Origin of the sequence: Bacillus sp. DE0042, assembly GCF_007680225.1 — a bacterium.
GTDB lineage: Bacteria > Bacillota > Bacilli > Bacillales > Bacillaceae_G > Bacillus_A > Bacillus_A wiedmannii.
The window spans coordinates 1,467,892-1,487,321 of sequence record NZ_VEJP01000001.1 but is presented as its reverse complement, the minus strand read 5'-3'; the positions used below and the strand labels follow the sequence as shown (position 1 = coordinate 1,487,321).

Sequence of the window (19,430 nt, the reverse complement as noted above, 5' to 3'; positions counted from 1 at the left end):
GGAGATAGCCGTTTTCCTATTATTACGTATGTTACGAGTTATTACGAGTTGGTTTCAATTGCTTCTAATAATAAATCTACAATGTGAATTCCTCTCATTTTATGAGAAAGTCCTTCTCGTTCGATGCCTAATTTCATTTGTAGTAGACAACCTGGATTTGCAGTAACAATAGTTGCTGCTTCTGTTTCATGTACACGGTCCATTTTATAATCTAGAAATTCCATGGATAGTTCTGAATGAACAATATTGTAAATACCAGCAGAACCACAGCAGCGATCCGCATCTTTCATTTCACGGTATGTTGCGCCTTGAATTGCTTCTAGTAACATACGAGGTTCTGAAGATGTTCGCATAACATTGCGTAAATGACAAGAGTCTTGATACGTAATAATTTGCGGTGTGAGTCGTAAGTCATTTCGTTTATGGAAATCTAGTTCTACTAGAATAGCGGTAATATCTTTAATTTTAGAAACAAACTGCTTTGCACGTTCTGCCCACTGTGGATCATCTTTTAAAAGATAATCGTAGTCTACGAGGTAAGCTCCGCAACCACCTGCATTCGTAATAATATAGTCGAGGTTTAAATCTTCGAATGCTTTTATATTTCGTTTCGCTAATTCCTTCGCTCCGCTCTTTTCACCAGCATGCCCATGTAATGCACCGCAGCAACTTTGTGTTTTCGGAATAACGATATCACAACCAGCTAACTGAAGAAGTTTCATCGTTGCGTTATTTGTTTCTAAAAACATCGTATCCATTAAACAGCCTGTGAAGAATGCAACTTGTTTCTTTTTTGTACTTTCAGCAGGTAAAAATTCAGGACGATCTTTCATTGCTTTCATTTTAGGGACTTTTGGTAAAACGAGATCCATCGTTGCAAGTGTTTCAGGTAATAACTTCATAATCCCTGTTTTATGTGTTAGCGTTTGTAATCCAGAACGCTGATAAAATCCGATTAGTCCTGTTAATGTTCTCATTCGATTTTGATGGGGGAATAGTCCTTCAAAAACGACTTTACGAACGGCTCTCACTGGCACCGAGAACTTTTTGTTTTGATTGATAATATCACGAGCTTCTTCTAATAAATGTCCGTAATTTACACCTGATGGACAAACAGGTTCACAAGCACGGCAGCCAAGGCAAACATTCAATGTATTTTCAACATCTTCATCTGGTTCAATTAAACCGTCAACGACCGCTTTCATTAATGCAATACGTCCTCGTGGTGAATGTGATTCTTTATATCCAGATTGAATGTAAGTAGGACAAGTAGGTAAACAGAAACCGCATCGCATACAGTTTAGTAGTTCATCTTCACTTAATCTTTCTTTAAATTCTTTTTGAATGTTTTCTTTATTTAATGTTGTCATCGTTCAACCACCACTCTTTTGCGAGTGTCTTTCGCGAACATCTTGCCAGGGTTCATAATGTTATTTGGATCGAAGGCTTGTTTAATTCCTTGCATGGCAGCAATACCTTCTTTACCTAATTTCATTTCTAAATAAGGAGCTTTCATCGCACCAACACCATGTTCACCAGTAATTGTGCCACCAAGTTCAATTGCTTTCGCAAATATTTCAGCAAAAGCTTGTTCAGCTCGGTGCATTTCTTCTTCATTACGAGCATCTGTCATACAAGTTGGGTGTAGGTTGCCGTCGCCAGCATGCCCAAATGTACAAATAGGAATATTATATTTTTTTGCAATGGCATTAATAGCTTCAACCATCGGAGCTATTTGTGAGCGTGGTACCGTTGCATCTTCTAATATTGTAGTAGGTTTTAATCTTGCAAGTGCTGATAGTGCACTACGGCGAGCTGTCCGAAGCGCATCTGCTTCCGCTTCATCTTTTGCAATGCGAACATCGACTGCATTCATAGAGCGGCAAACGTTAGCCATTTTTTCAATATCTCGATTGACAACTTCAGGCGGACCGTCTTGTTCGATTAATAAAATTGCTTTTACATCAGTTGGTAAACCGATTTGTGCAAACTCTTCTACTACTTCAATTGTCGGCTGGTCTAAAAACTCAAGTGTCGCTGGAATGATTTTATTTGCAATAATAGAAGAAACAGCACGTGCAGCTTCATTAATATCTTCATATAGTGCAAGCATCGTTTTCTTCGTTTCAGGCATAGGAACAAGTTTTAATATAGCTTCTGTTACGACGCCAAGTGTGCCTTCAGAACCGATAAATAACCGAGTTAAATCGTAACCAGCTACATCTTTTGCTAATTTACCGCCAGTACGAATAATATCGCCATTTGGTAAGACAAGTTCAAGACCCATCACATAATCACGTGTTACGCCATATTTTAATCCGCGTAATCCACCTGAGTTTTCATTAATGTTACCGCCGATTGTAGAAATTTTCATCGAGCTTGGATCTGGTGGATAAAATAAACCTTTTTCTTCTACCGCTTTAATAATATCAAGCGTAATTACACCAGCTTGTACAGTAATTGTTAAATTCTCTTCATCAATTTCTAAAATGTTATTCATATGGCGGAAGATAAGGACGATACCGCCTTCAAGTGGACATGTCCCCGCGCAAAGGTTTGTTCCAGAACCACGGACATATACAGGGATTTTGTGAGTGTTACATATTTTTAACACTTCAGCTACTTCATTTGTATTACGAGGAGCAATGACTGCATCAGGCATTGCTTGGAAGTTTGGAGTGGCATCATAACTATACGTTAAACGCCCCATATTGGATGTATCTACATTATCTTCGCCAACAATGGATACGAATGAATGAATAATTTGCTTTTCTAACATTGGAAATCCCCCTCAAACTGTTAACGTATTTAGTCATCATAAAAAACGTTGTAACAGTGCTTTCATTATAATGATAAAAAAGTTGGGGGATTCTTTCTATGTATAATCATCTAAAGATTAATCTTTTTTATCATTCTTTTTTGTATGATTATCTAATAAGAGGAGCGAGAAGTATAAAATGTTTAAGTCTTTGAATTGTTTCGGGTCAAGCCCTGTATGCTCCTCAATCTTTTTAAGTCTGTAATGCAATGTGTTAATGTGTATATGTAATTGTTCAGCTGTTTGTTTATAGGATTGGTTATAATCAATAAATAAGCGTAAAGTGTGCATAAGCTCAGGAGATGATAGTAAGTTTTCGATGGTGCGCCTTAGAAACTGTTCCCGCGTTTCAGCAGAAATATCTTGTAAGCACATTTCTAAACGTAAATCTTCATTAAATACAATTTTTTTCGTTTCAAGTGATACGGAAAGAGCTTGTAATGCTTGTTCGTACGATAAGTTCATATTGCTTGGTGTAACGGATTGTCCAATCCCAATATATAAAGCAATAGAAAACAAAGTTTCACAGTCTTGTTTTAATCTTTTTAAAAATTGATACGTTTGCTCTTTGGAGTTTGTGGCTGTAAATAAAATGAATCGATCATTTCCCCAACGAACAAATAGATGCTCCTTTGTTAATAGATTGCGTACGTGTTGCCAAATCTTACGCTGAAGCATCGTGTCATTTTGATCGATAGAGAACAAAATAAGTTGTTTCTTCTTATATAAATCAATACCAAGTGTTTTTGCGCGATCGAGAAAGCTTGGAGACCAGTCTGTATTTTGAAGCCAATCAAAGACAAATGCTTCATAAGAACGGTGTTCAAGTTCTAGTTGTTCTAAAAAGTAGTTTTCGTGAATGAGTAGTTCGGTCATTTTACGTAATATTTCTCCGTATTGTGAAATGTTTTCAGGTTCGCCTGTAATTCCAATGACACCAATTACTTCGTCATGAAATAGTAAGGGGAGGTTCATACCCGCCTTTACGCCTTGCAAACGTCGTTCATCTTCTTTTGTAATAATGACAGTTTTCTTTTGTTTTGCACAACGGAGTGCGCCTTCATGAAATTGACCGATTCTTTCTACATCTGTACTTGCGATAATAACGCCTTGTATATTAATGATAATAATATTTTCTTTAATTAATCTGCGTACTTCTCGTACAATTTTATTCGCTAAATCAGGAAAAAGCATAATTTGCACACCTCAAATTCTATTTGTTGTACATTATATATGTAAATGAAGTAAGAAAGGGAGATTTCACACTTTCCACACATTTATTTGTTATTTTACAATTATAACGAAATCATCCGAAGATGGAGGGAATCTTTTGAGAAAGTATGTTTTTCTTCTCTGTTTTTTATTTCTATTAGTAGGGTGTCAAGGAAGTTCATATACACCGATTGCTAAAGATAAAAGTGTTATTATAACAACGAATATAAAAGAAGGTAGTATCAGTTTTGTTGATGAAAAAACTAAAAAGTTAATTACGACATGGGAACTTAATGAACCAGTGGCAGGAGTTGCACTACTTCCAAACGGTGAGGACATACTTGTATATGGCAAGCAGTTAGAGTACATGTATGTATATTCACTAGCAGAAGGAAGGCAAGTGGACAAATATAAAACTGGAAAAGGCATTGTAAATGTGATTGTATCCGAGGATAAAAAACAATTATTTGCTGCCGATCAAACTGCTCAAAAGGTAAGGTTCTTTACGATAAAAGGGAGAGAGACAGGGAGTGTGTCAACCGGAAAAGGACCAATAACGATGGTAGAGCACGATAACCAGTTATCGGTATTAAATTTTTATGATACGAAGCTAACGACCATTGATACAAAGAAAAAAGAAGTGATACAATCCTTTATGATTCCCCCAGCATCAACGGGAGCGACAATTAGCCCAGATGGGAAAGAAATATGGATTGGCGGACATGGTGATGGAAATCAAGTCAATGAGAAAGTATTAGTGTATTCATTGCAGAGCGGAGAAATGGTACGTTCTTTACATGCTCCTTTTATGCCTGTGAATATAACGAAGGATAATAAGTATGTATATGCATTAAGTCACGGTTCGAATACGCTTAGAAAGTTTGATGTTAGCACGTATAAAGAGGTGGCTTCTGTAGAAGTAGGATCGAATCCATTTGCATTTTTGAAGAGCGGAGCAGAAGGATACGTAGCAAGCTATGATAGTGATGAATTGTGCATCATGGATATGAAGAGTTTGAAAATAAAACAAACAATTAAAGTCGGAAAAGGGCCGTTTCAACTCATAGAGAGGGAAGGGAAGGACAATGAGTAAATATAGGGTGCTAGTTGTAGATGATGAAAGTGATATGAGGCAGCTTGTTGGAATGTACTTAGATAATTTCGGATACGAGTGGGGAGAAGCTGAAAATGGAAAAGAGGCACTAAAAAAATTAGAGACGGATCATTATGATTTCGTTGTATTAGATATTATGATGCCAGAGATGGATGGACTTTCAGTTTGTAAAGAAATTAGAAAAACGTCGGATGTACCAATTATATTTTTAACAGCAAAAGGTGAAGAGTGGAATAGGGTGAACGGCTTACGTATGGGAGCAGATGATTATATTGTAAAGCCATTTAGTCCTGGAGAATTAATTGCTCGTATGGAAGCTGTGTTAAGACGTTATACAAAGCAAGAGCAACAAGAGGAGATTCAGTTTGGACCGATCCTTATTAATGAAAAAAGTAGGAAGATTGAGGCTGATGGTGAGCCAATTTCTCTTACAGTAAAAGAGTTTGATTTACTCTATTTTCTTTGCCAACATACGGGACAAGTATTTAGCCGGGAACAATTGCTGGAAAAGGTATGGGGATATGATTATGCCGGAAGTACAAGAACAGTGGATACGCACGTGAAAACGATGCGTTTGAAGCTTGGAGAAAGTGGAAACTACATTCAAACGGTTTGGGGTGTAGGCTATAAATTTGAGGTGTAACGTATGTTTACGATGGTACAGAAGCTTTGGCTTACAGTAGTATGTGCAGTATGTGTAACAGTTTCCTTTCTTTATTTTGTATCTTTATACTCGTATGAAAAACTATACGTTGATAATTTAAAAGATTCATTAGTAATGGAAGGGAAGCGTCTTGCTGCGCAATATGATAAGCGTGAAGGAATAGCAACTTTTGAAGAGAAAGTAAGAGCATTTGATCAAATATCTAGTTCAGATGTTCTTTTCGTATCTAATCCGCGTGATTTAAGCGCGTGTTTACCTTTTGATGTGCATCATCATTCTTTTATAAGTGAAGGGGACAGACAAGCATTATTAGATGGAAAAACTGTGACAAAGATAGGGTATGAGGAACATTTTGACCGAAATATTATGGGGGTTGTCATCCCTGTTTTAGAAAATAAAAAGTTAGTTGGCATTGTATATTCTTATATTCCTTTAAAAAGTATAAAAGACTTAATATATGATATGGGCCTTATTTTAGCACCGTTAGCACTTGCTATGACTTTACTGACAATATGGATTGGTAGAAAGATTATTATTGCTATTACGAGACCGCTTTCGCAAATGGAACGAGTTGCCAATCATTTGGCTACGGGAGATTTCTCAGAACGGATTACAATTTCTTCCGAAGATGAAATTGGACGATTAGGAAAAGCATTCAATAAAATGGCAAATTCTTTAGAGACAGAAGACGTAAAGCGTAAGGAATTTTTAGCTAACGTTTCGCATGAACTAAGAACACCGCTTAGTTATATAAAAGGATATAGTGAAGCTATTTTAGATGGTGTAGCGAAGGGACCACAGCAGGAAAAAGTAACACAGCTCATTCATAAAGAAGCGGGTCGTATGCAGCGTCTCGTTCATGATTTATTAGATTTAGCACAATTAGAAGGTGAACATTTTCCGTTAAAGAAACAACCTATTGTTTTTTCACAACTGATTGAAGATGTGTTAGATACGTATGAGATTAAGTTTATAGAAAAGAAAATTCGTATTTCAACAAATTTAAATCCAGAAATCATTGTAATGATTGATGAGGATCGTATGCAACAAGTGCTTCATAACGTGTTAGATAATGCGATACGGTATACAAATCAAAATGGGGATATTGTGATAACACTCAGGCAGATAGATGATTACTGTGAATTAAACATAAAAGATACAGGAATCGGTATTGAAACAGAGCATTTAGAAAATCTTGGTGAACGTTTTTACCGCGTTGATAAAGCGAGAAGTCGTCAACATGGTGGAACAGGTTTAGGCCTTGCCATTGTTAGACAAATTGTTCATATACATGATGGACAGTGGCGAATTGAAAGTGAAAAAGGGCATGGAACGACGGTTAGTATTAAATTGAAAATACAAGTTGAAGAAAGCATGTTCTAACGTGAAGGACATGCTTTTCTTCATGAGTGCAAACGAATAGAGGAATACATATAAATTAATATCGAATAAATATTAAAAATTTGACGATTTTATGAACAAAACATTTGTACTTCTTACCAATTCGTTCTAAAATAGTTATGATGCAAAGTTCTTATAAATCGTTTCAATTGTTGTTTGGAAGATACTGAGGTGATTTAACTGGAGTACAAATCTATTAAACCGAAAAAGATTTACGAAGAAGTATCTGAAGCTATTTTAACAATGATTAAAAATGGTACGTTAAAACCTGGTGACAAACTACTTCCTGTACATCAATTAGCTGAGCAGTTTCAAGTTGGTAGATCTGCTGTTCGTGAAGCGCTAAGTGCGCTAAGAGCAATGGGCTTAATTGAGATGAAACAAGGAGAAGGTACATATGTGAAGAATTTCGATTCTTCTTCATTAACAAAATCATTAAACAATAAATTATTAATGAAGAAAGAAGATATTTTGAACTTATTAGAAGTACGAAAGGTGCTTGAAGTGGGGGCAGTTCGAGCAGCTGCGGCAAAACGTACGGAAGATAATTTGCAAAATATGAAGCATTGGTTAGATGAAATGGCAAAGAGCATTGGAGATGAAAAGGCTGGCGAAAAAGCAGATTTTCAGTTCCATATGGGAATTGCAGAGTCTTCGCATAACAACATTTTGCTTGAACTCATGAATCACGTTTCAGAGATGATTGCTGAAACGATTGGTGAATCAAGACGCATTATTTTATATGGTGAACAAACAACATCAGAACGACTTATAGAAGAGCATCAAGTTATATATGATGCAGTGTTAAAGCAAGATGTAGAATTAGCGCAGCAAGCAATGCTAGATCATTTAACAAATGTAGAACATATTGTCACAGGTAAAAACGATATAAATTCGTAATTTAATCTTTTAAAAATCAAATTTTTTGATAAAATAGAGAAAGATTAAGTAAGCGTTTTCTTTAGAAGAGGGAGAGGATAGGCCATGGTTGAGCCTACTTCTTCTTTTCTTAGTCATCTGATGACCATATGTTTGTTGGTGGAGTTGTAAAAAGGGGGAGTAATAATTATGAAAGTTACTTTATTTGTTACTTGTTTAGTCGATATGTTTGAAACAAACGTCGGCAAAGCAACAGTTGAAGTGTTGGAGCGTTTAGGTTGTGAAATTGAATTTCCAGAAGCACAAGTTTGTTGTGGTCAGCCTGCTTATAATAGCGGCCATGTAGAAGCAGCAAAAGAAGCGATGAAACATATGATTGAAACTTTTGAAGATGCAGAATATATCGTTACACCATCTGGTTCTTGTGCGACAATGTTTCATGAGTATCCGCATGTTTTTAAAGATGATCCGAAGTGGGCTAAACGTGCACAAAAGGTTGCTGATAAAACATATGAATTTACACAATTTATTGTAGATGTTTTAAAAGTGACAGATGTTGGTGCAAGCTTACCAGGAATAGCTACTATTCATAAATCTTGTCATATGACACGGCTGCTTGGAGTAAAAGAGGCACCAGGAATTTTATTATCAAACGTAAAAGGATTAACTGTGAGAGAACTGCCAAACGAACAAAATTGTTGTGGGTTTGGGGGAACGTTTTCAGTGAAGATGACTCCAATTTCTGAGCAAATGGTAGATGAAAAGGTAGATAGTGCAATGGAAACAGGTGCTGATTATTTAATCGGTGCAGATTGTGGGTGTTTGTTAAACATTGGCGGACGTATTGAGCGTTTAGGAAAAGAAATAAAAGTAATGCATATTGCTGAGGTACTAAATAGTCGCTCATGAAGGGGGAACATAAGCTATGTCTATGAAAATCAGTGAGAAAAAATTTAATGATCGCGTTGGCGATGGAATTCAAGACTCTTTTATGCGCGGAGCAGTATCTTCTGCGCAAACGCGCTTATATACGAATCGCTTAAAAGCAGCGGACGAATTAGGAAACTGGGAAGAGTGGCGTGAACTAGGTGAACAAATTCGCCAACATACGTTAGAAAATCTTGATTATTACTTAATGCAGTTAAGTGAAAATGTATCAAAAAGAGGCGGACATGTGTACTTTGCGAAAACGAAAGAGGAAGCAGCAAAGTATATTCAAGACGTTGCAAAAAAGAAACAAGCGAAGAAAGTTGTAAAATCAAAATCAATGGTAACTGAAGAAATTAGTATGAATCATGCCCTTCAAGAGATTGGTTGTGAAGTGTTAGAAAGTGACTTAGGAGAGTATATCTTGCAAGTAGATAATGATCCACCTTCACATATTATTGCGCCCGCACTTCATAAAAACAGAACGCAAATTCGTGATGTATTTAAAGAAAAGCTTGGCTATGAAAATTCTGATGATCCATATGAAATGACAAAGTTTGTTCGTAAACAACTTCGTGAGAAATTTATGGATGCAGAAATTGGTGTGACAGGTTGTAACTTTGCAGTTGCAAATACTGGCTCTCTTTGTTTAGTAACGAACGAAGGTAATGCCGATCTTGTTATGTCGATTCCGAAAACTCAAATTGCAGTAATGGGTATGGAACGTATGGTTCCGACAATGGAAGAATTAGATGTTTTAGTTGGTTTACTATGTCGTAGTGCAGTAGGGCAAAAATTAACAAGTTATGTAACTGTAGCGGGACCAATTCAAGAAGAGGAAGTAGATGGACCAGAAGAATTTCACTTAGTTGTTGTTGATAATGGCCGCTCTCAAATTCTTGGATCTGAATTCCGCTCAGTATTGCAATGTATTCGTTGTGCTGCTTGTGTTAACGTATGTCCTGTATATCGTCACGTTGGTGGACATTCGTATGGTTCTATATACTCAGGACCAATCGGTGCGGTATTAACACCACTTTTAGGCGGATATGATGATTACAAAGAGCTTCCATATGCCTCTAGTTTATGCGGAGCGTGTACAGAAGCTTGTCCAGTAAAAATACCATTGCATGATTTATTATTAAAACATCGTCAAGTAATTGTTGAGCAAGAAGGACGTGCACCACTTGCAGAAAAATTAGCAATGAAAATGTTTAGTATGGGTGCATCTTCAGCAGCTTTATATAAAATGGGATCAAAAATGGCGCCAGCAGCAATGAGTCCATTTACATCTGGCAACCGTGTATCAAAAGGTGTTGGGCCACTTAAAAACTGGACAGATATTCGTGAATTCCCGGCTCCAAGTAAAGAACGATTCCGTGATTGGTATAAAGATCATAAGAAAGGCGGGGACAAATAATGACAGGATTAATTCAAAACCGTGAGTCCTTTCTAGATAATATTGCAAAAGAACTTGGACGTGAGCGGAAAACGGAAGGCGTAAAGCGCCCAGCATGGAAAAGTAATGTGAATGTAGAAACGCTAAAAGATTATTCACAAGAAGAATTGTTAGAAGTATTTAAAAATCAATGTACAAACATTCATACAACTGTAGTGGAAACGACAAACGACCGTTTACGTGAAGATATTCAAAAAGTAATCGTGGAAAACGGCGGGGGACCTATTATGTTATCGGCAGATGAACGTTTTGATTCTTATGGATTGACTTCTTTATTTAAAGAAGAGCTTCCAAAGCAAAATGTTGAAGTGAATGTATGGGATCCTGAGAAAAAAGAAGAGAATATGCGTATCGCAGAAAGAGCGAATATTGGAATCGCATTTAGTGATTATACTTTAGCTGAATCTGGTACGATTGTTGTACAAAGTCATAAAGGTCAAGGTCGTTCTTTACACTTTTTACCAACTGTTTACTTTGCTATTATTCCACGTGAAACACTTGTGCCTCGTATTACACAAGCAGTTCAGGATATGAACACACGTGTAGAAAATGGCGAGGCAGTAGCATCTTGTATTAACTTTATTACAGGACCTAGTAACTCGGCAGATATTGAAATGAATCTTGTTGTCGGAGTACACGGACCATTAAAAGCAGTATATTTCATCGTATAAAAGAGGGGAAAGCAGGCCAGAAAATGGCCTGCTTTTTTAATAGAATAGAAATAATATGAAGTAGAATTTCTCTCCTTTTTTTGCTATGTTCTTCTGGAAAGGAGAGGAAGGGATGTTCACTTATTTATATGCATTGTTAGTGGGGATGGTGTTTGGTTCTTTTTTTATGTTAATTGCGATGAGAGTGCCGCTAGGTGAGTCTATCATTACCCCTCGTTCACATTGTCATTATTGTAAGTATGTGCTAAAGCCAAAAGAATTGATCCCAATCATTTCATTTTGTATACAACGGGGACGTTGTACGAATTGTAAGAGGAAAATTTCAATTTTGTACGTAGTATTTGAACTTGTAACCGGAATGATATTTTTTCTTACTGTATATATGATTGGGGTGGAACGAGAGCTTATCATCATTTTATCGCTATTTTCGCTACTTCTTATTATTTCAGTTACAGATTACATATATATGTTAATCCCAAATCGTATTTTAGCTTGGTTTGCCTGTTTACTCATTTTAGAATGTATTTTTGTACCGTTAGTGACTTGGACAGATAGTATAGTTGGTAGTGGCGTTATATTCATTTTGTTATATTGCATGCAAAAGATATATCCAGAAGGGCTTGGTGGAGGGGATATAAAATTACTTTCGTTACTTGGATTTATAGTGGGACTGAAAGGGATTTTTATGATTTTATTTTTAGCATCTTGCTTTAGTCTTTGTTTCTTTGGAGTTGGTATAGTATTAAAACGTATGAAAATGAGGAGCCAAATTCCGTTCGGTCCTTTTATTAGTCTTGGAGCAATATGTTACATGTTGGTCACGTATATAAAATAGAGAGGGGATAGAAAATGAATGTATATATGGATGATCAAAGAAGTTGTCCGTACGGGTATGTGCCCGCCACTACAGTAGAATGTGCTTTGCACATGGTTCGGGATTATGATGTGAATATTCTTTCCCTTAATTTTAATATGGGATGGGGGGAAAGAAATGGATTAGATTTTCTAGAGGCTTTTTGTAAAGAGGGTTTATATGTAAATGAAAATCACCTTCATACGAATGATGTCATCGGTATGCACAAGATGAAACAGAGAATTAATAAGGGAAAGGAAGAAGGAGAAATTAATCCGCACCTTGTTGTTAAATATGTGGGGAGCTAAAAACTCCAAAGTAAAACTTTGGAGTTTTTAATGTTTCATATGTGCTTGTAACGGAATGATTTCTTCTTGTTGAGCTGCTACTAATTCAGTTTCTTCTTGTTTCACGTCAGGTACTTTCTTTGTTAAGTAATGGTATACCATACCGACAAAGACGGACCCGCCAATAATGTTACCGATTGTAACTGGAATTAAGTTATGAATAGCACCTGCAAAAGAAATTGTCTCCGGATGCGGTGAAACTAAAGATAGAGCAAACAGTGATAAGTTTGCAATGCTATGCTCGTAACCAGATAAGAAGAATGTGAAAACGAGTAGCATCATCATCATAATTTTTGCTGTATCACCTTTAACTTGAGAAGGTAAGAAACACGCAAGACATACAAGCCAGTTACATAAAATTGCTTTAAAGAATAATTGCATTGTAGGTGTATTCATTTTTCCTTCTACTACTTTATTCATGAAATGGCCGTGATCAATTGCTTCGAAAATTCCAGTTGCATAAAATAGTAAGGCAAAGAATAAAGCTCCAGCTAAATTCCCTGCATAACAAGCGAACCAGTTACGAAGTGTATCAGAAATCGTTGTTTCTTTTCTTAAAGTTGCTACAGTGAAGTACATTGTGTTTCCAGTAAACAATTCAGCACCGCCATATATAATAAGAACGAGAGCAATTCCGAAAAACATAGAAGCAGCTAAATAAGTTGCTGGTGAATCTGCAATGTGAAAAAAGTTGCCTAATTTAAAACATAGTACAATAATAAAACCGATATAAATACCCGCAAGTGCGGCACGAATGAAATATTGCATCGGGTTTGTATCTAGCATTTGTTTTTTGCTCTTAGCCAGTTTGACAACATAATCTAATCCTTGTTCTAGCATGAGTAATACGCTCCTTTAGTACATCATCTATAAATACTCCTTATATGAATAAAGTACATGGAATTATTCTTAGTTTCAATAAGTTTGTGCAATGTTTCACAAAAAGGACATACATACATTAAGAAAACGTTTACAAAAGATAGTATAATGGAAATTTTTCTGGACATTGAGAGGGGGAAGGAAAAAAGAAAAAGCGCTGTAATTACAGCGCTTTTTCGTCTAAATTCTTTTCTACTTTTACTTCTACTTCTTTCGAGAAGAACCAGCCACCAACTGCGATTCCAACTAATACAATCCAGAATGTAAGTTTCCATGGTGTAGATTCTGGGAATGAATGCGGAATTACATTTAATGCAGGGTGTGCTAATGTATAAACTGCTAACTTCACACCAACCCAACCTACAATTAAAAATGCTGCAGTTTCAAGTCCTGGTTTACGTTTTAATATTTGTACGAAAGCAGTTGCTGCAAATCGCATAATGATTAATCCGATAAGTCCACCTACAAAGATAACAACGAATTGTCCAGTATCAAGACTACCAATTGTACCTAAGCCTGTTTTTGGTAAAGTCATTGCTAATGCAACAGCAGCTAAAATTGAATCAACTGCAAAGGCGATATCAGCAACCTCAACTTTAAATACAGTCCACCAAAAGTTCTCTTGTTTTTTCTTTGCTTCTTTTTCTTCTGTGTCTTCATCCGAATTCTTTTTAACATACGTTTTAAATAAGTGATTACCAGCGATAAACATAAGATAAATTGCACCGATTGCTTGCACTTGCCATACGTCGACTAGGAACGAAATCATAAATAACGATCCGAAACGGAAAACAAATGCCCCCGCTAATCCGTAAAATAGTGCTTTCTTTCGTTTTTCTTCTGGTAAATGTTTTACCATAATTGCAAGAACGAGAGCGTTATCAGCCGCTAAAATCCCCTCTAGTGCAATTAGGATGAGTAATACCCAACCATACTCCAATAATAATGATACATCCATGTACATTCTCCTCTCATTTCTATAAGTACTAAATAAGTGAAGAATTTCCCCACTATTTAGTTTCCCCATACTCCTGCCTATTAACTTTGGAAGAATTTGGAAATTAATACAAAAAAGACCTCTGCCGTTAATAGGCAAAGGTCTTGCTAGACATATGTAATGAAAATGCCAACAAAGCCGGAAGAACTAAGTTCTACGTAATGACGACTTTGTTTCCAAGAAATATTCTTGGACGCTACTCCCCTTTGGAGATATGCTATTGTACTCTCATTATATGGATAATTTATACGGTTGTCAACCTGTTAAAATATCTTCATTCGGATATTTTATTTTTCGGTTCTTTTTACGTGCAAATGAAAAAGCCAATGTTAAAGGTCCCATTTTCCCAAAAAACATCATAAAGATGATAATAGCTTTTCCGATCATAGTTAAGTGTGGTGTGAAATTCATACTGAGACCCACAGTCCCAAATGCTGAAAATACTTCGAAAGCACTCATCAATAGAGGAACTCGCTCAGTAATACTTAAAATTAAAATAGCAAAAAAGATAAATGAAATGGAAATAATAGTGATGGTCAATGCTTTGACAATGAGAGTATCTTTAATAGATTTTTTAAAAACGACAATATCATCTTGTTCTTGTAAAAATTTAAATACCCCAAAAAACATGATTAAAAATGTTGTTAACTTAATTCCACCACCGGTTGAAGCACTACCAGCGCCAATAAACATAAGGAGCATCATTAATAGTAGGGAAGGCTTTGATAATGCAGAAATATCAACTGTATTAAACCCGGCAGTACGAGTTGAAACTGCCTGGAAATAAGCGGCCATTCCTTCTTCAAATGGGGTAAATCCTCTCATAGAAAGGGAATTGTGGAACTCGAATATAAAAATAAAAACAGTCGCAATAATATTGACGATTAGAGTAGAAGAGAGCATAAGTTTTGAGTGTAATGTAAGGTTTTTAAAATTTTTCTTTCTTTTTATATCTACGATTACTGTAAAACCAATTCCACCTAAAATAATGAGGGAGGAAATAACGAGATTGACAAGAATACTATGAGAATGGGACATTAAATTATCGCTCCACACAGAAAAACCAGCATTGTTAAAAGCAGAGATCGAATGAAAAAAGCTATAATAGATCCCTTTAGCAATCCCGTATTTTGGTACCCATTCAAAAGAAAGAATTAAAGTAGCGATACATTCGACTGTAAAAGAGAATAAAAATAATGCTTTGGCAAGATGAATGACGCCACCAATGTTCGTTTGATTTAACGCTTGTTGTAACAAAATTCGGTTTTGAAGACCAATTTTTCTGCCGAGCATAATCGCAATTAAAACGGCAAAGCTCATAATGCCAAGTCCGCCCACTTGTATAAGCGTTAAAATGACACATTGGCCAAATAAGGTAAATACTTTTCCTGTGTCTACAACACCAAGCCCTGTAACCGTACAAGCAGAAACGGTTGTAAATAAAGCATCGAGCCATGAAATAGACGTTGTTGTAGCAATTGGTAGCTTTAATAAGCATGTACCGATAATTGATAACATAATAAAAGACAAAGTAAGAACACGGGGAGGACTCATGCTAATATTAATCCGTTTCATGTTACATATCGTTCCTTTCAGTTTGCTCTTACTAGTATGTGAAAAAGCACGATTATGTATGTTAAAAATAGAAAGAGGCAGAGAAATCTGCCTCTAAGCCATATGGTATAGTATTATCCACGTAATTGTTGTTGAGCTAAAGCAACAAGTCGTTTCGTTACTTCACCGCCAACTGAACCGTTAGAACGAGATGCTGTATTAGAACCTAAGCTAACACCGAATTCTTGTGCGATTTCATATTTAAATTGTTCAAGCGCTTGTTCTGCACCTGGAACTAGTAATTTGTTTGTTTTTACCATGTTGATACACATCCTTATAAGTAGTCCAGTTCAGCTAAGTACCTATCTAAACTGGTAACGTTATTTTATGTGGAAACGACGTACTCATACGCGGAAGTAATCGGTGTGATTAGAAGTTATTGGATAGAAAAAAGAGTAGCAAATTTGCTACTCTTTTTTCAGTATTGTCGCTGTACCTTCCACGACAATATCACCGGATTGATTATATATGTTTGTTTGCAACGTAATGATTTTTTTATCGTCTCGTTTTTTAATGACTTCTGCCACAACGCGAAGTGTATCACCAATTTTGACAGGAGCACGGAATGAAACGTTTTGAGATAAATAAATCGTGTTTTTGCCAGGGAGTTTCGTTCCAAGAATCGTCGAAATGAAACTGGAAACGAGCATGCCATGAGCAATACGTTCTTTAAACATTGTCGTTTTTGCAAAAGAATCTAAAATATGAATAGGATTCACATCTCCAGTCAATTTTGCAAAATTAATAACGTCCTCATCCGTAATAGTTTTTGTAAGGGATGCTTGATCACCGACTTGAATCTCATCATAACGAAGCTCCGGAACAGTTTGTGCTTCTTGAAATGGATTCATTTTGGCCTCCTTCTTTTCCATATCGAAAAATGCCAGCCATCTTGATGTAGTAGGAGGAAGAAAGAGTTTTGTTTGTGCTGCAGTTAGCTCCCACATCTTTCTTACTTGATGGAAGTAAATAAATTTTTTGAGTTTTCCTCGAACTGCTTTGCGAGTTCTAGTTGTTTGGACTTGAACTCTCCCAAAAAAACATCTAACTGTTTTTGAACCTCGTCACGTTGTAATTGTTGTTGTTCGATAAATTGTTTTGTTGTTTCTTCAAATTGACCGCTAGTTTGAGTAAGAATAGACAAAGATGTTTTCGTAGGAGAAACAGTAAGTTGGTGCATTTGAGTAGAAAGTTCATTCCATTTTCCTTGCCACTCGTTAATTTGATCATTTAAGGAGTTTCCAGTTAATTGCTTGACGTAATCTGTATATTGGTTATTGAACTGAGCAGTGAATTGTTGTAGTTCTTTTTCTAGTTCATCTACTCCTGATGTTAATTTATGCAAAGCGTCTTGTTGTTGTTTTAAAGTTTCTAAAGTAAGTTGCTCTAATTGTTTCCCAGCTGAAGAGAAGAGGGAAAGAGATTGAGACCAGTTTTTCCAAAATGCATCGACTAATTCGTATGGCTTAGTTTCCATTGTTTGACCTCCAAATGTTTTTTTGCATATTGTGAACGCAGATTACTCTGCTGTACCACCAGGTGAAGATGAAGAATCCTTTTCATCCTTTTCTGGAGAAGTAGAAAATGGAAAGAATGCATTGGTGTATAACGTAAAAAACGTCCGCAACATATTTTGATAATGTTCAAAAGAAGTCGCACATGTTGTTAAATATTGCTCTCCATATTCTGTTAAAGAATAAATTCGTTTCGCTGGCCCGCCTTCGCTTGTATCCCAAGTAGAAGAAATAAGGTTTTCTTTTTCTAATTTGCGTAGTGTTCTATACACATTACCTTGGTCAACAGAAGAAAAGCCGATGTCCATTAGCATTTGAATGAGTTTGTAACCATGAAGACTCCAGTCTTTTAGACAGAGAAGTAAGAAAGGAACTAAGAAGTTTTTTGGCATGGAGTTTGGTTGTTTCGCTTGGTTTTTTTCCAAACTTTCTGGGTGTTCTGGTTCATTATGTAGCATGATTGTGCATCACCTCATGAATCAGTTAGATGGAATTTTTTGCTTATAAGTGCAATTTACACCTATCTGTTTTTAATGTCAACATATTTATTGGAAAATAAAGAAAAATAAAATATAGACTTGAAGTTTTATTCAGAATATTAGAAAATAGTGAATAGGTTGAATTGTTTCAAAAACGAAAAAGGGAGTGTAGGCGAAGTGATTGATCAAAAATTCGATCCATTGCAAGCATGGAAAAATGCTTATGAACAAACCGAAACATTTTGGGGGAAAGCGCTCAATGAAACAATTAAAACAGAAGAATATTCTGCTTGGATGGGCAGCGTTCTAGATTTGAATTTGTTTTATCAAAAAGCATTAAATGATACGACAAAAAATTATTTAGAACAGGTGAATGTGCCGACGAGAGAGGATATCGCTAGAGTAGCTACGCTTGTTATCAATTTAGAAAATAAAGTTGATAACATTGAGGAAATTCTAGAAGAGAAAGTGGATTCATTAGGACAAGCTCCTACATTAAAGCGTGATGTTACGAAAGTAAAACAAGATATTCGCACGCTAGAAACGAAAGTTGATCAAATTTTAGAGTTACTAGAAAAGCAAAATGCAGTACTAGAGAAACTACAAGTACCTGCAAAAGAAGAAGTAAAACCTGCGAATAAGCCGGAAAATAAAAAATGATAATAGCGTTTGTTTATAACGTGCAAAAGGGAAAGGGAGAATCTCTTTTTCATATATAAACAACGAAACATAATTAATATATGGACTCTATTCATATGAGTACCAAAATGATTCATAACAATCGTTCACAAATTCATTTAAGGGGGAAAAGAAATGGTTCAATTAAATGGCAAAGTAGCAATCGTAACAGGTGGGGCAAAAGGAATTGGAAAAGCAATTACAGTAGCATTAGCACAAGAGGGAGCAAAAGTAGTTATTAACTATAACAGCAGTAAAGAAGCAGCTGAAAACTTAGTAAATGAATTAGGAAAAGAAGGACATGACGTTTATGCAGTTCAAGCGGATGTTTCTAAAGTAGAAGATGCAAACAGACTTGTAGAAGAAGCTGTGAATCATTTTGGTAAAGTTGATATTCTTGTTAATAATGCTGGTATTACAAGAGATCGTACATTCAAAAAATTAAATCGTGAAGATTGGGAGCGCGTAATTGACGTGAACTTGAGCAGTGTATTTAATACAACAAGCGCGGTACTTCCATACATATCGGAAGCAGAAGAAGGAAGAATCATTAGTATTTCTTCTATTATTGGCCAAGCTGGTGGATTTGGACAAACAAACTACTCTGCAGCAAAAGCAGGTATGTTAGGATTTACAAAATCATTAGCATTAGAGCTTGCAAAAACAAATGTAACTGTAAACGCAATTTGCCCAGGATTTATTGATACTGAAATGGTAGCAGAAGTACCAGAAGAAGTGCGTCAAAAAATCGTTGCGAAAATCCCGAAAAAACGTTTTGGTCAAGCTGATGAAATTGCAAAAGGTGTAGTATATCTATGCCGTGACGGTGCATATATCACAGGTCAGCAATTAAACATTAACGGCGGATTATACATGTAATGAAGTAAGAAAAAAGTGCATATCCATAGCAGGAATGCACTTCTT

Annotated in this window: 21 protein-coding genes and 1 riboswitch; of the genes, 11 read left to right on the top strand and 10 right to left on the bottom strand. The window is 36.0% G+C overall.

The features are described from left to right. Nucleotides 1–41 precede the first annotated feature (41 nt). The 3 genes from FS802_RS07410 to FS802_RS07400 all read right to left on the bottom strand — a co-directional run bounded on the left by FS802_RS07410 (nucleotide 42) and on the right by FS802_RS07400 (nucleotide 4,012). Nucleotides 42–1,370 carry a (Fe-S)-binding protein gene (locus tag FS802_RS07410; RefSeq protein WP_144524943.1) on the bottom strand — a complete coding sequence of 443 codons (1,329 nt, stop codon included), beginning with the start codon at nucleotides 1,368–1,370 and terminating at the stop codon, nucleotides 42–44. Further along, nucleotides 1,367–2,779 (bottom strand): glycolate oxidase subunit GlcD, encoded by a 1,413-nt coding sequence (glcD, locus tag FS802_RS07405; RefSeq protein WP_046957068.1) that lies wholly within the window; start codon nucleotides 2,777–2,779, stop codon nucleotides 1,367–1,369. Before glcD ends, FS802_RS07410 begins: the two co-directional genes overlap by 4 nt. A 117-nt stretch (nucleotides 2,780–2,896) precedes the next feature. After that, nucleotides 2,897–4,012, bottom strand: a complete 1,116-nt coding sequence (locus FS802_RS07400) for a CdaR family transcriptional regulator (protein WP_098720233.1) — start codon at nucleotides 4,010–4,012, stop codon at nucleotides 2,897–2,899. Between the two features lie 136 nt (nucleotides 4,013–4,148). Between FS802_RS07400 and FS802_RS07395 the strand changes: the two genes are divergently transcribed. The 9 genes from FS802_RS07395 (at nucleotide 4,149) to FS802_RS07355 (ending at nucleotide 12,306) form a co-directional block, all read left to right on the top strand. After that, on the top strand, nucleotides 4,149–5,123 hold the full coding sequence (locus FS802_RS07395; RefSeq protein WP_098720232.1) for a YncE family protein: 975 nt from the start codon (nucleotides 4,149–4,151) through the stop codon (nucleotides 5,121–5,123). Further along, nucleotides 5,116–5,787: a response regulator transcription factor gene (locus FS802_RS07390; protein WP_000049878.1), complete on the top strand. Its 672-nt coding sequence runs from the start codon at nucleotides 5,116–5,118 to the stop codon at nucleotides 5,785–5,787. The genes FS802_RS07395 and FS802_RS07390 overlap by 8 nt, the downstream gene beginning before the upstream one ends. 3 nt (nucleotides 5,788–5,790) lie before the next feature. Continuing rightward, nucleotides 5,791–7,191, top strand: coding sequence for a sensor histidine kinase (locus FS802_RS07385; RefSeq protein ID WP_098720231.1), 1,401 nt, complete (start codon nucleotides 5,791–5,793; stop codon nucleotides 7,189–7,191). A gap of 228 nt (nucleotides 7,192–7,419) precedes the next feature. Beyond that, nucleotides 7,420–8,109 (top strand): FadR/GntR family transcriptional regulator, encoded by a 690-nt coding sequence (locus FS802_RS07380; protein WP_254913065.1) that lies wholly within the window; start codon nucleotides 7,420–7,422, stop codon nucleotides 8,107–8,109. A gap of 168 nt (nucleotides 8,110–8,277) precedes the next feature. Then, nucleotides 8,278–8,997: a (Fe-S)-binding protein gene (locus FS802_RS07375; RefSeq protein ID WP_000869144.1), complete on the top strand. Its 720-nt coding sequence runs from the start codon at nucleotides 8,278–8,280 to the stop codon at nucleotides 8,995–8,997. 16 nt (nucleotides 8,998–9,013) lie between these two features. Next, a complete protein-coding gene (locus tag FS802_RS07370) occupies nucleotides 9,014–10,435 on the top strand; it encodes a LutB/LldF family L-lactate oxidation iron-sulfur protein (protein WP_098653926.1) in 1,422 nt (473 codons plus the stop codon). Further along, complete coding sequence (locus tag FS802_RS07365; protein WP_000147205.1) at nucleotides 10,435–11,145, top strand: LutC/YkgG family protein; 711 nt, start codon at nucleotides 10,435–10,437, stop codon at nucleotides 11,143–11,145. The genes FS802_RS07370 and FS802_RS07365 overlap by 1 nt, the downstream gene beginning before the upstream one ends. Before the next feature lie 112 nt (nucleotides 11,146–11,257). Further along, the gene (locus FS802_RS07360; protein ID WP_000495729.1) at nucleotides 11,258–11,980 is read left to right on the top strand and encodes a prepilin peptidase; all 723 of its coding nucleotides are present in this window, start codon (nucleotides 11,258–11,260) and stop codon (nucleotides 11,978–11,980) included. A gap of 14 nt (nucleotides 11,981–11,994) precedes the next feature. Beyond that, complete coding sequence (locus FS802_RS07355; protein WP_098653925.1) at nucleotides 11,995–12,306, top strand: cyclic-phosphate processing receiver domain-containing protein; 312 nt, start codon at nucleotides 11,995–11,997, stop codon at nucleotides 12,304–12,306. 27 nt (nucleotides 12,307–12,333) lie between these two features. On the opposite strand, the gene FS802_RS07350 is transcribed toward FS802_RS07355, so the two are convergent. The 7 genes from FS802_RS07350 to phaQ all read right to left on the bottom strand — a co-directional run bounded on the left by FS802_RS07350 (nucleotide 12,334) and on the right by phaQ (nucleotide 17,807). Next, nucleotides 12,334–13,185 (bottom strand): formate/nitrite transporter family protein, encoded by an 852-nt coding sequence (locus FS802_RS07350; protein WP_000893044.1) that lies wholly within the window; start codon nucleotides 13,183–13,185, stop codon nucleotides 12,334–12,336. Nucleotides 13,186–13,387: 202 nt separating this feature from the next. Continuing rightward, nucleotides 13,388–14,182, bottom strand: coding sequence for a TerC family protein (locus FS802_RS07345; RefSeq protein ID WP_137053624.1), 795 nt, complete (start codon nucleotides 14,180–14,182; stop codon nucleotides 13,388–13,390). A 90-nt stretch (nucleotides 14,183–14,272) separates the two neighbouring features. Continuing rightward, nucleotides 14,273–14,438: riboswitch (yybP-ykoY riboswitch) on the bottom strand. Between the two features lie 38 nt (nucleotides 14,439–14,476). Continuing rightward, complete coding sequence (locus tag FS802_RS07340; RefSeq protein WP_144524941.1) at nucleotides 14,477–15,796, bottom strand: TrkH family potassium uptake protein; 1,320 nt, start codon at nucleotides 15,794–15,796, stop codon at nucleotides 14,477–14,479. Nucleotides 15,797–15,909: 113 nt separating this feature from the next. Further along, on the bottom strand, nucleotides 15,910–16,095 hold the full coding sequence (locus FS802_RS07335; protein ID WP_000241212.1) for an alpha/beta-type small acid-soluble spore protein: 186 nt from the start codon (nucleotides 16,093–16,095) through the stop codon (nucleotides 15,910–15,912). 147 nt (nucleotides 16,096–16,242) lie between these two features. After that, nucleotides 16,243–16,686 carry a MaoC family dehydratase gene (locus tag FS802_RS07330; RefSeq protein WP_001067917.1) on the bottom strand — a complete coding sequence of 148 codons (444 nt, stop codon included), beginning with the start codon at nucleotides 16,684–16,686 and terminating at the stop codon, nucleotides 16,243–16,245. A gap of 101 nt (nucleotides 16,687–16,787) precedes the next feature. After that, nucleotides 16,788–17,312 (bottom strand): polyhydroxyalkanoic acid inclusion protein PhaP, encoded by a 525-nt coding sequence (phaP, locus tag FS802_RS07325; RefSeq protein WP_000448584.1) that lies wholly within the window; start codon nucleotides 17,310–17,312, stop codon nucleotides 16,788–16,790. Between the two features lie 42 nt (nucleotides 17,313–17,354). Further along, nucleotides 17,355–17,807: a poly-beta-hydroxybutyrate-responsive repressor gene (gene phaQ / locus FS802_RS07320; protein ID WP_000903018.1), complete on the bottom strand. Its 453-nt coding sequence runs from the start codon at nucleotides 17,805–17,807 to the stop codon at nucleotides 17,355–17,357. 198 nt (nucleotides 17,808–18,005) lie between these two features. Here phaQ and phaR point away from each other — a divergent pair, with 198 nt between their 5' ends. Then, nucleotides 18,006–18,488: a polyhydroxyalkanoic acid synthase subunit PhaR gene (gene phaR, locus FS802_RS07315; RefSeq protein ID WP_000566955.1), complete on the top strand. Its 483-nt coding sequence runs from the start codon at nucleotides 18,006–18,008 to the stop codon at nucleotides 18,486–18,488. Nucleotides 18,489–18,641: 153 nt separating this feature from the next. Continuing rightward, nucleotides 18,642–19,385 carry an acetoacetyl-CoA reductase gene (locus FS802_RS07310; protein ID WP_000250411.1) on the top strand — a complete coding sequence of 248 codons (744 nt, stop codon included), beginning with the start codon at nucleotides 18,642–18,644 and terminating at the stop codon, nucleotides 19,383–19,385. Nucleotides 19,386–19,430 lie beyond the last annotated feature (45 nt).

Bases quoted from the DNA above. Each gene is read 5' to 3' on its own strand.
- FS802_RS07400 (WP_098720233.1), bottom strand. From the start codon at position 4,012: ATGCTTTTTCCTGATTTAGCGAATAAAATTGTACGAGAAGTACGCAGA.
- FS802_RS07375 (WP_000869144.1), top strand. From the start codon at position 8,278: ATGAAAGTTACTTTATTTGTTACTTGTTTAGTCGATATGTTTGAAACA.
- FS802_RS07360 (WP_000495729.1), top strand. From the start codon at position 11,258: ATGTTCACTTATTTATATGCATTGTTAGTGGGGATGGTGTTTGGTTCT.
- FS802_RS07410 (WP_144524943.1), bottom strand. From the start codon at position 1,370: ATGACAACATTAAATAAAGAAAACATTCAAAAAGAATTTAAAGAAAGA.
- FS802_RS07330 (WP_001067917.1), bottom strand. From the start codon at position 16,686: ATGAATCCATTTCAAGAAGCACAAACTGTTCCGGAGCTTCGTTATGAT.
- FS802_RS07370 (WP_098653926.1), top strand. From the start codon at position 9,014: ATGTCTATGAAAATCAGTGAGAAAAAATTTAATGATCGCGTTGGCGAT.
- FS802_RS07310 (WP_000250411.1), top strand. From the start codon at position 18,642: ATGGTTCAATTAAATGGCAAAGTAGCAATCGTAACAGGTGGGGCAAAA.
- phaQ (WP_000903018.1), bottom strand. From the start codon at position 17,807: ATGCTACATAATGAACCAGAACACCCAGAAAGTTTGGAAAAAAACCAA.
- FS802_RS07355 (WP_098653925.1), top strand. From the start codon at position 11,995: ATGAATGTATATATGGATGATCAAAGAAGTTGTCCGTACGGGTATGTG.
- FS802_RS07345 (WP_137053624.1), bottom strand. From the start codon at position 14,182: ATGGATGTATCATTATTATTGGAGTATGGTTGGGTATTACTCATCCTA.
- phaP (WP_000448584.1), bottom strand. From the start codon at position 17,312: ATGGAAACTAAGCCATACGAATTAGTCGATGCATTTTGGAAAAACTGG.
- glcD (WP_046957068.1), bottom strand. From the start codon at position 2,779: ATGTTAGAAAAGCAAATTATTCATTCATTCGTATCCATTGTTGGCGAA.
- FS802_RS07390 (WP_000049878.1), top strand. From the start codon at position 5,116: ATGAGTAAATATAGGGTGCTAGTTGTAGATGATGAAAGTGATATGAGG.
- FS802_RS07350 (WP_000893044.1), bottom strand. From the start codon at position 13,185: ATGCTAGAACAAGGATTAGATTATGTTGTCAAACTGGCTAAGAGCAAA.
- FS802_RS07385 (WP_098720231.1), top strand. From the start codon at position 5,791: ATGTTTACGATGGTACAGAAGCTTTGGCTTACAGTAGTATGTGCAGTA.
- FS802_RS07365 (WP_000147205.1), top strand. From the start codon at position 10,435: ATGACAGGATTAATTCAAAACCGTGAGTCCTTTCTAGATAATATTGCA.
- FS802_RS07340 (WP_144524941.1), bottom strand. From the start codon at position 15,796: ATGAAACGGATTAATATTAGCATGAGTCCTCCCCGTGTTCTTACTTTG.
- FS802_RS07335 (WP_000241212.1), bottom strand. From the start codon at position 16,095: ATGGTAAAAACAAACAAATTACTAGTTCCAGGTGCAGAACAAGCGCTT.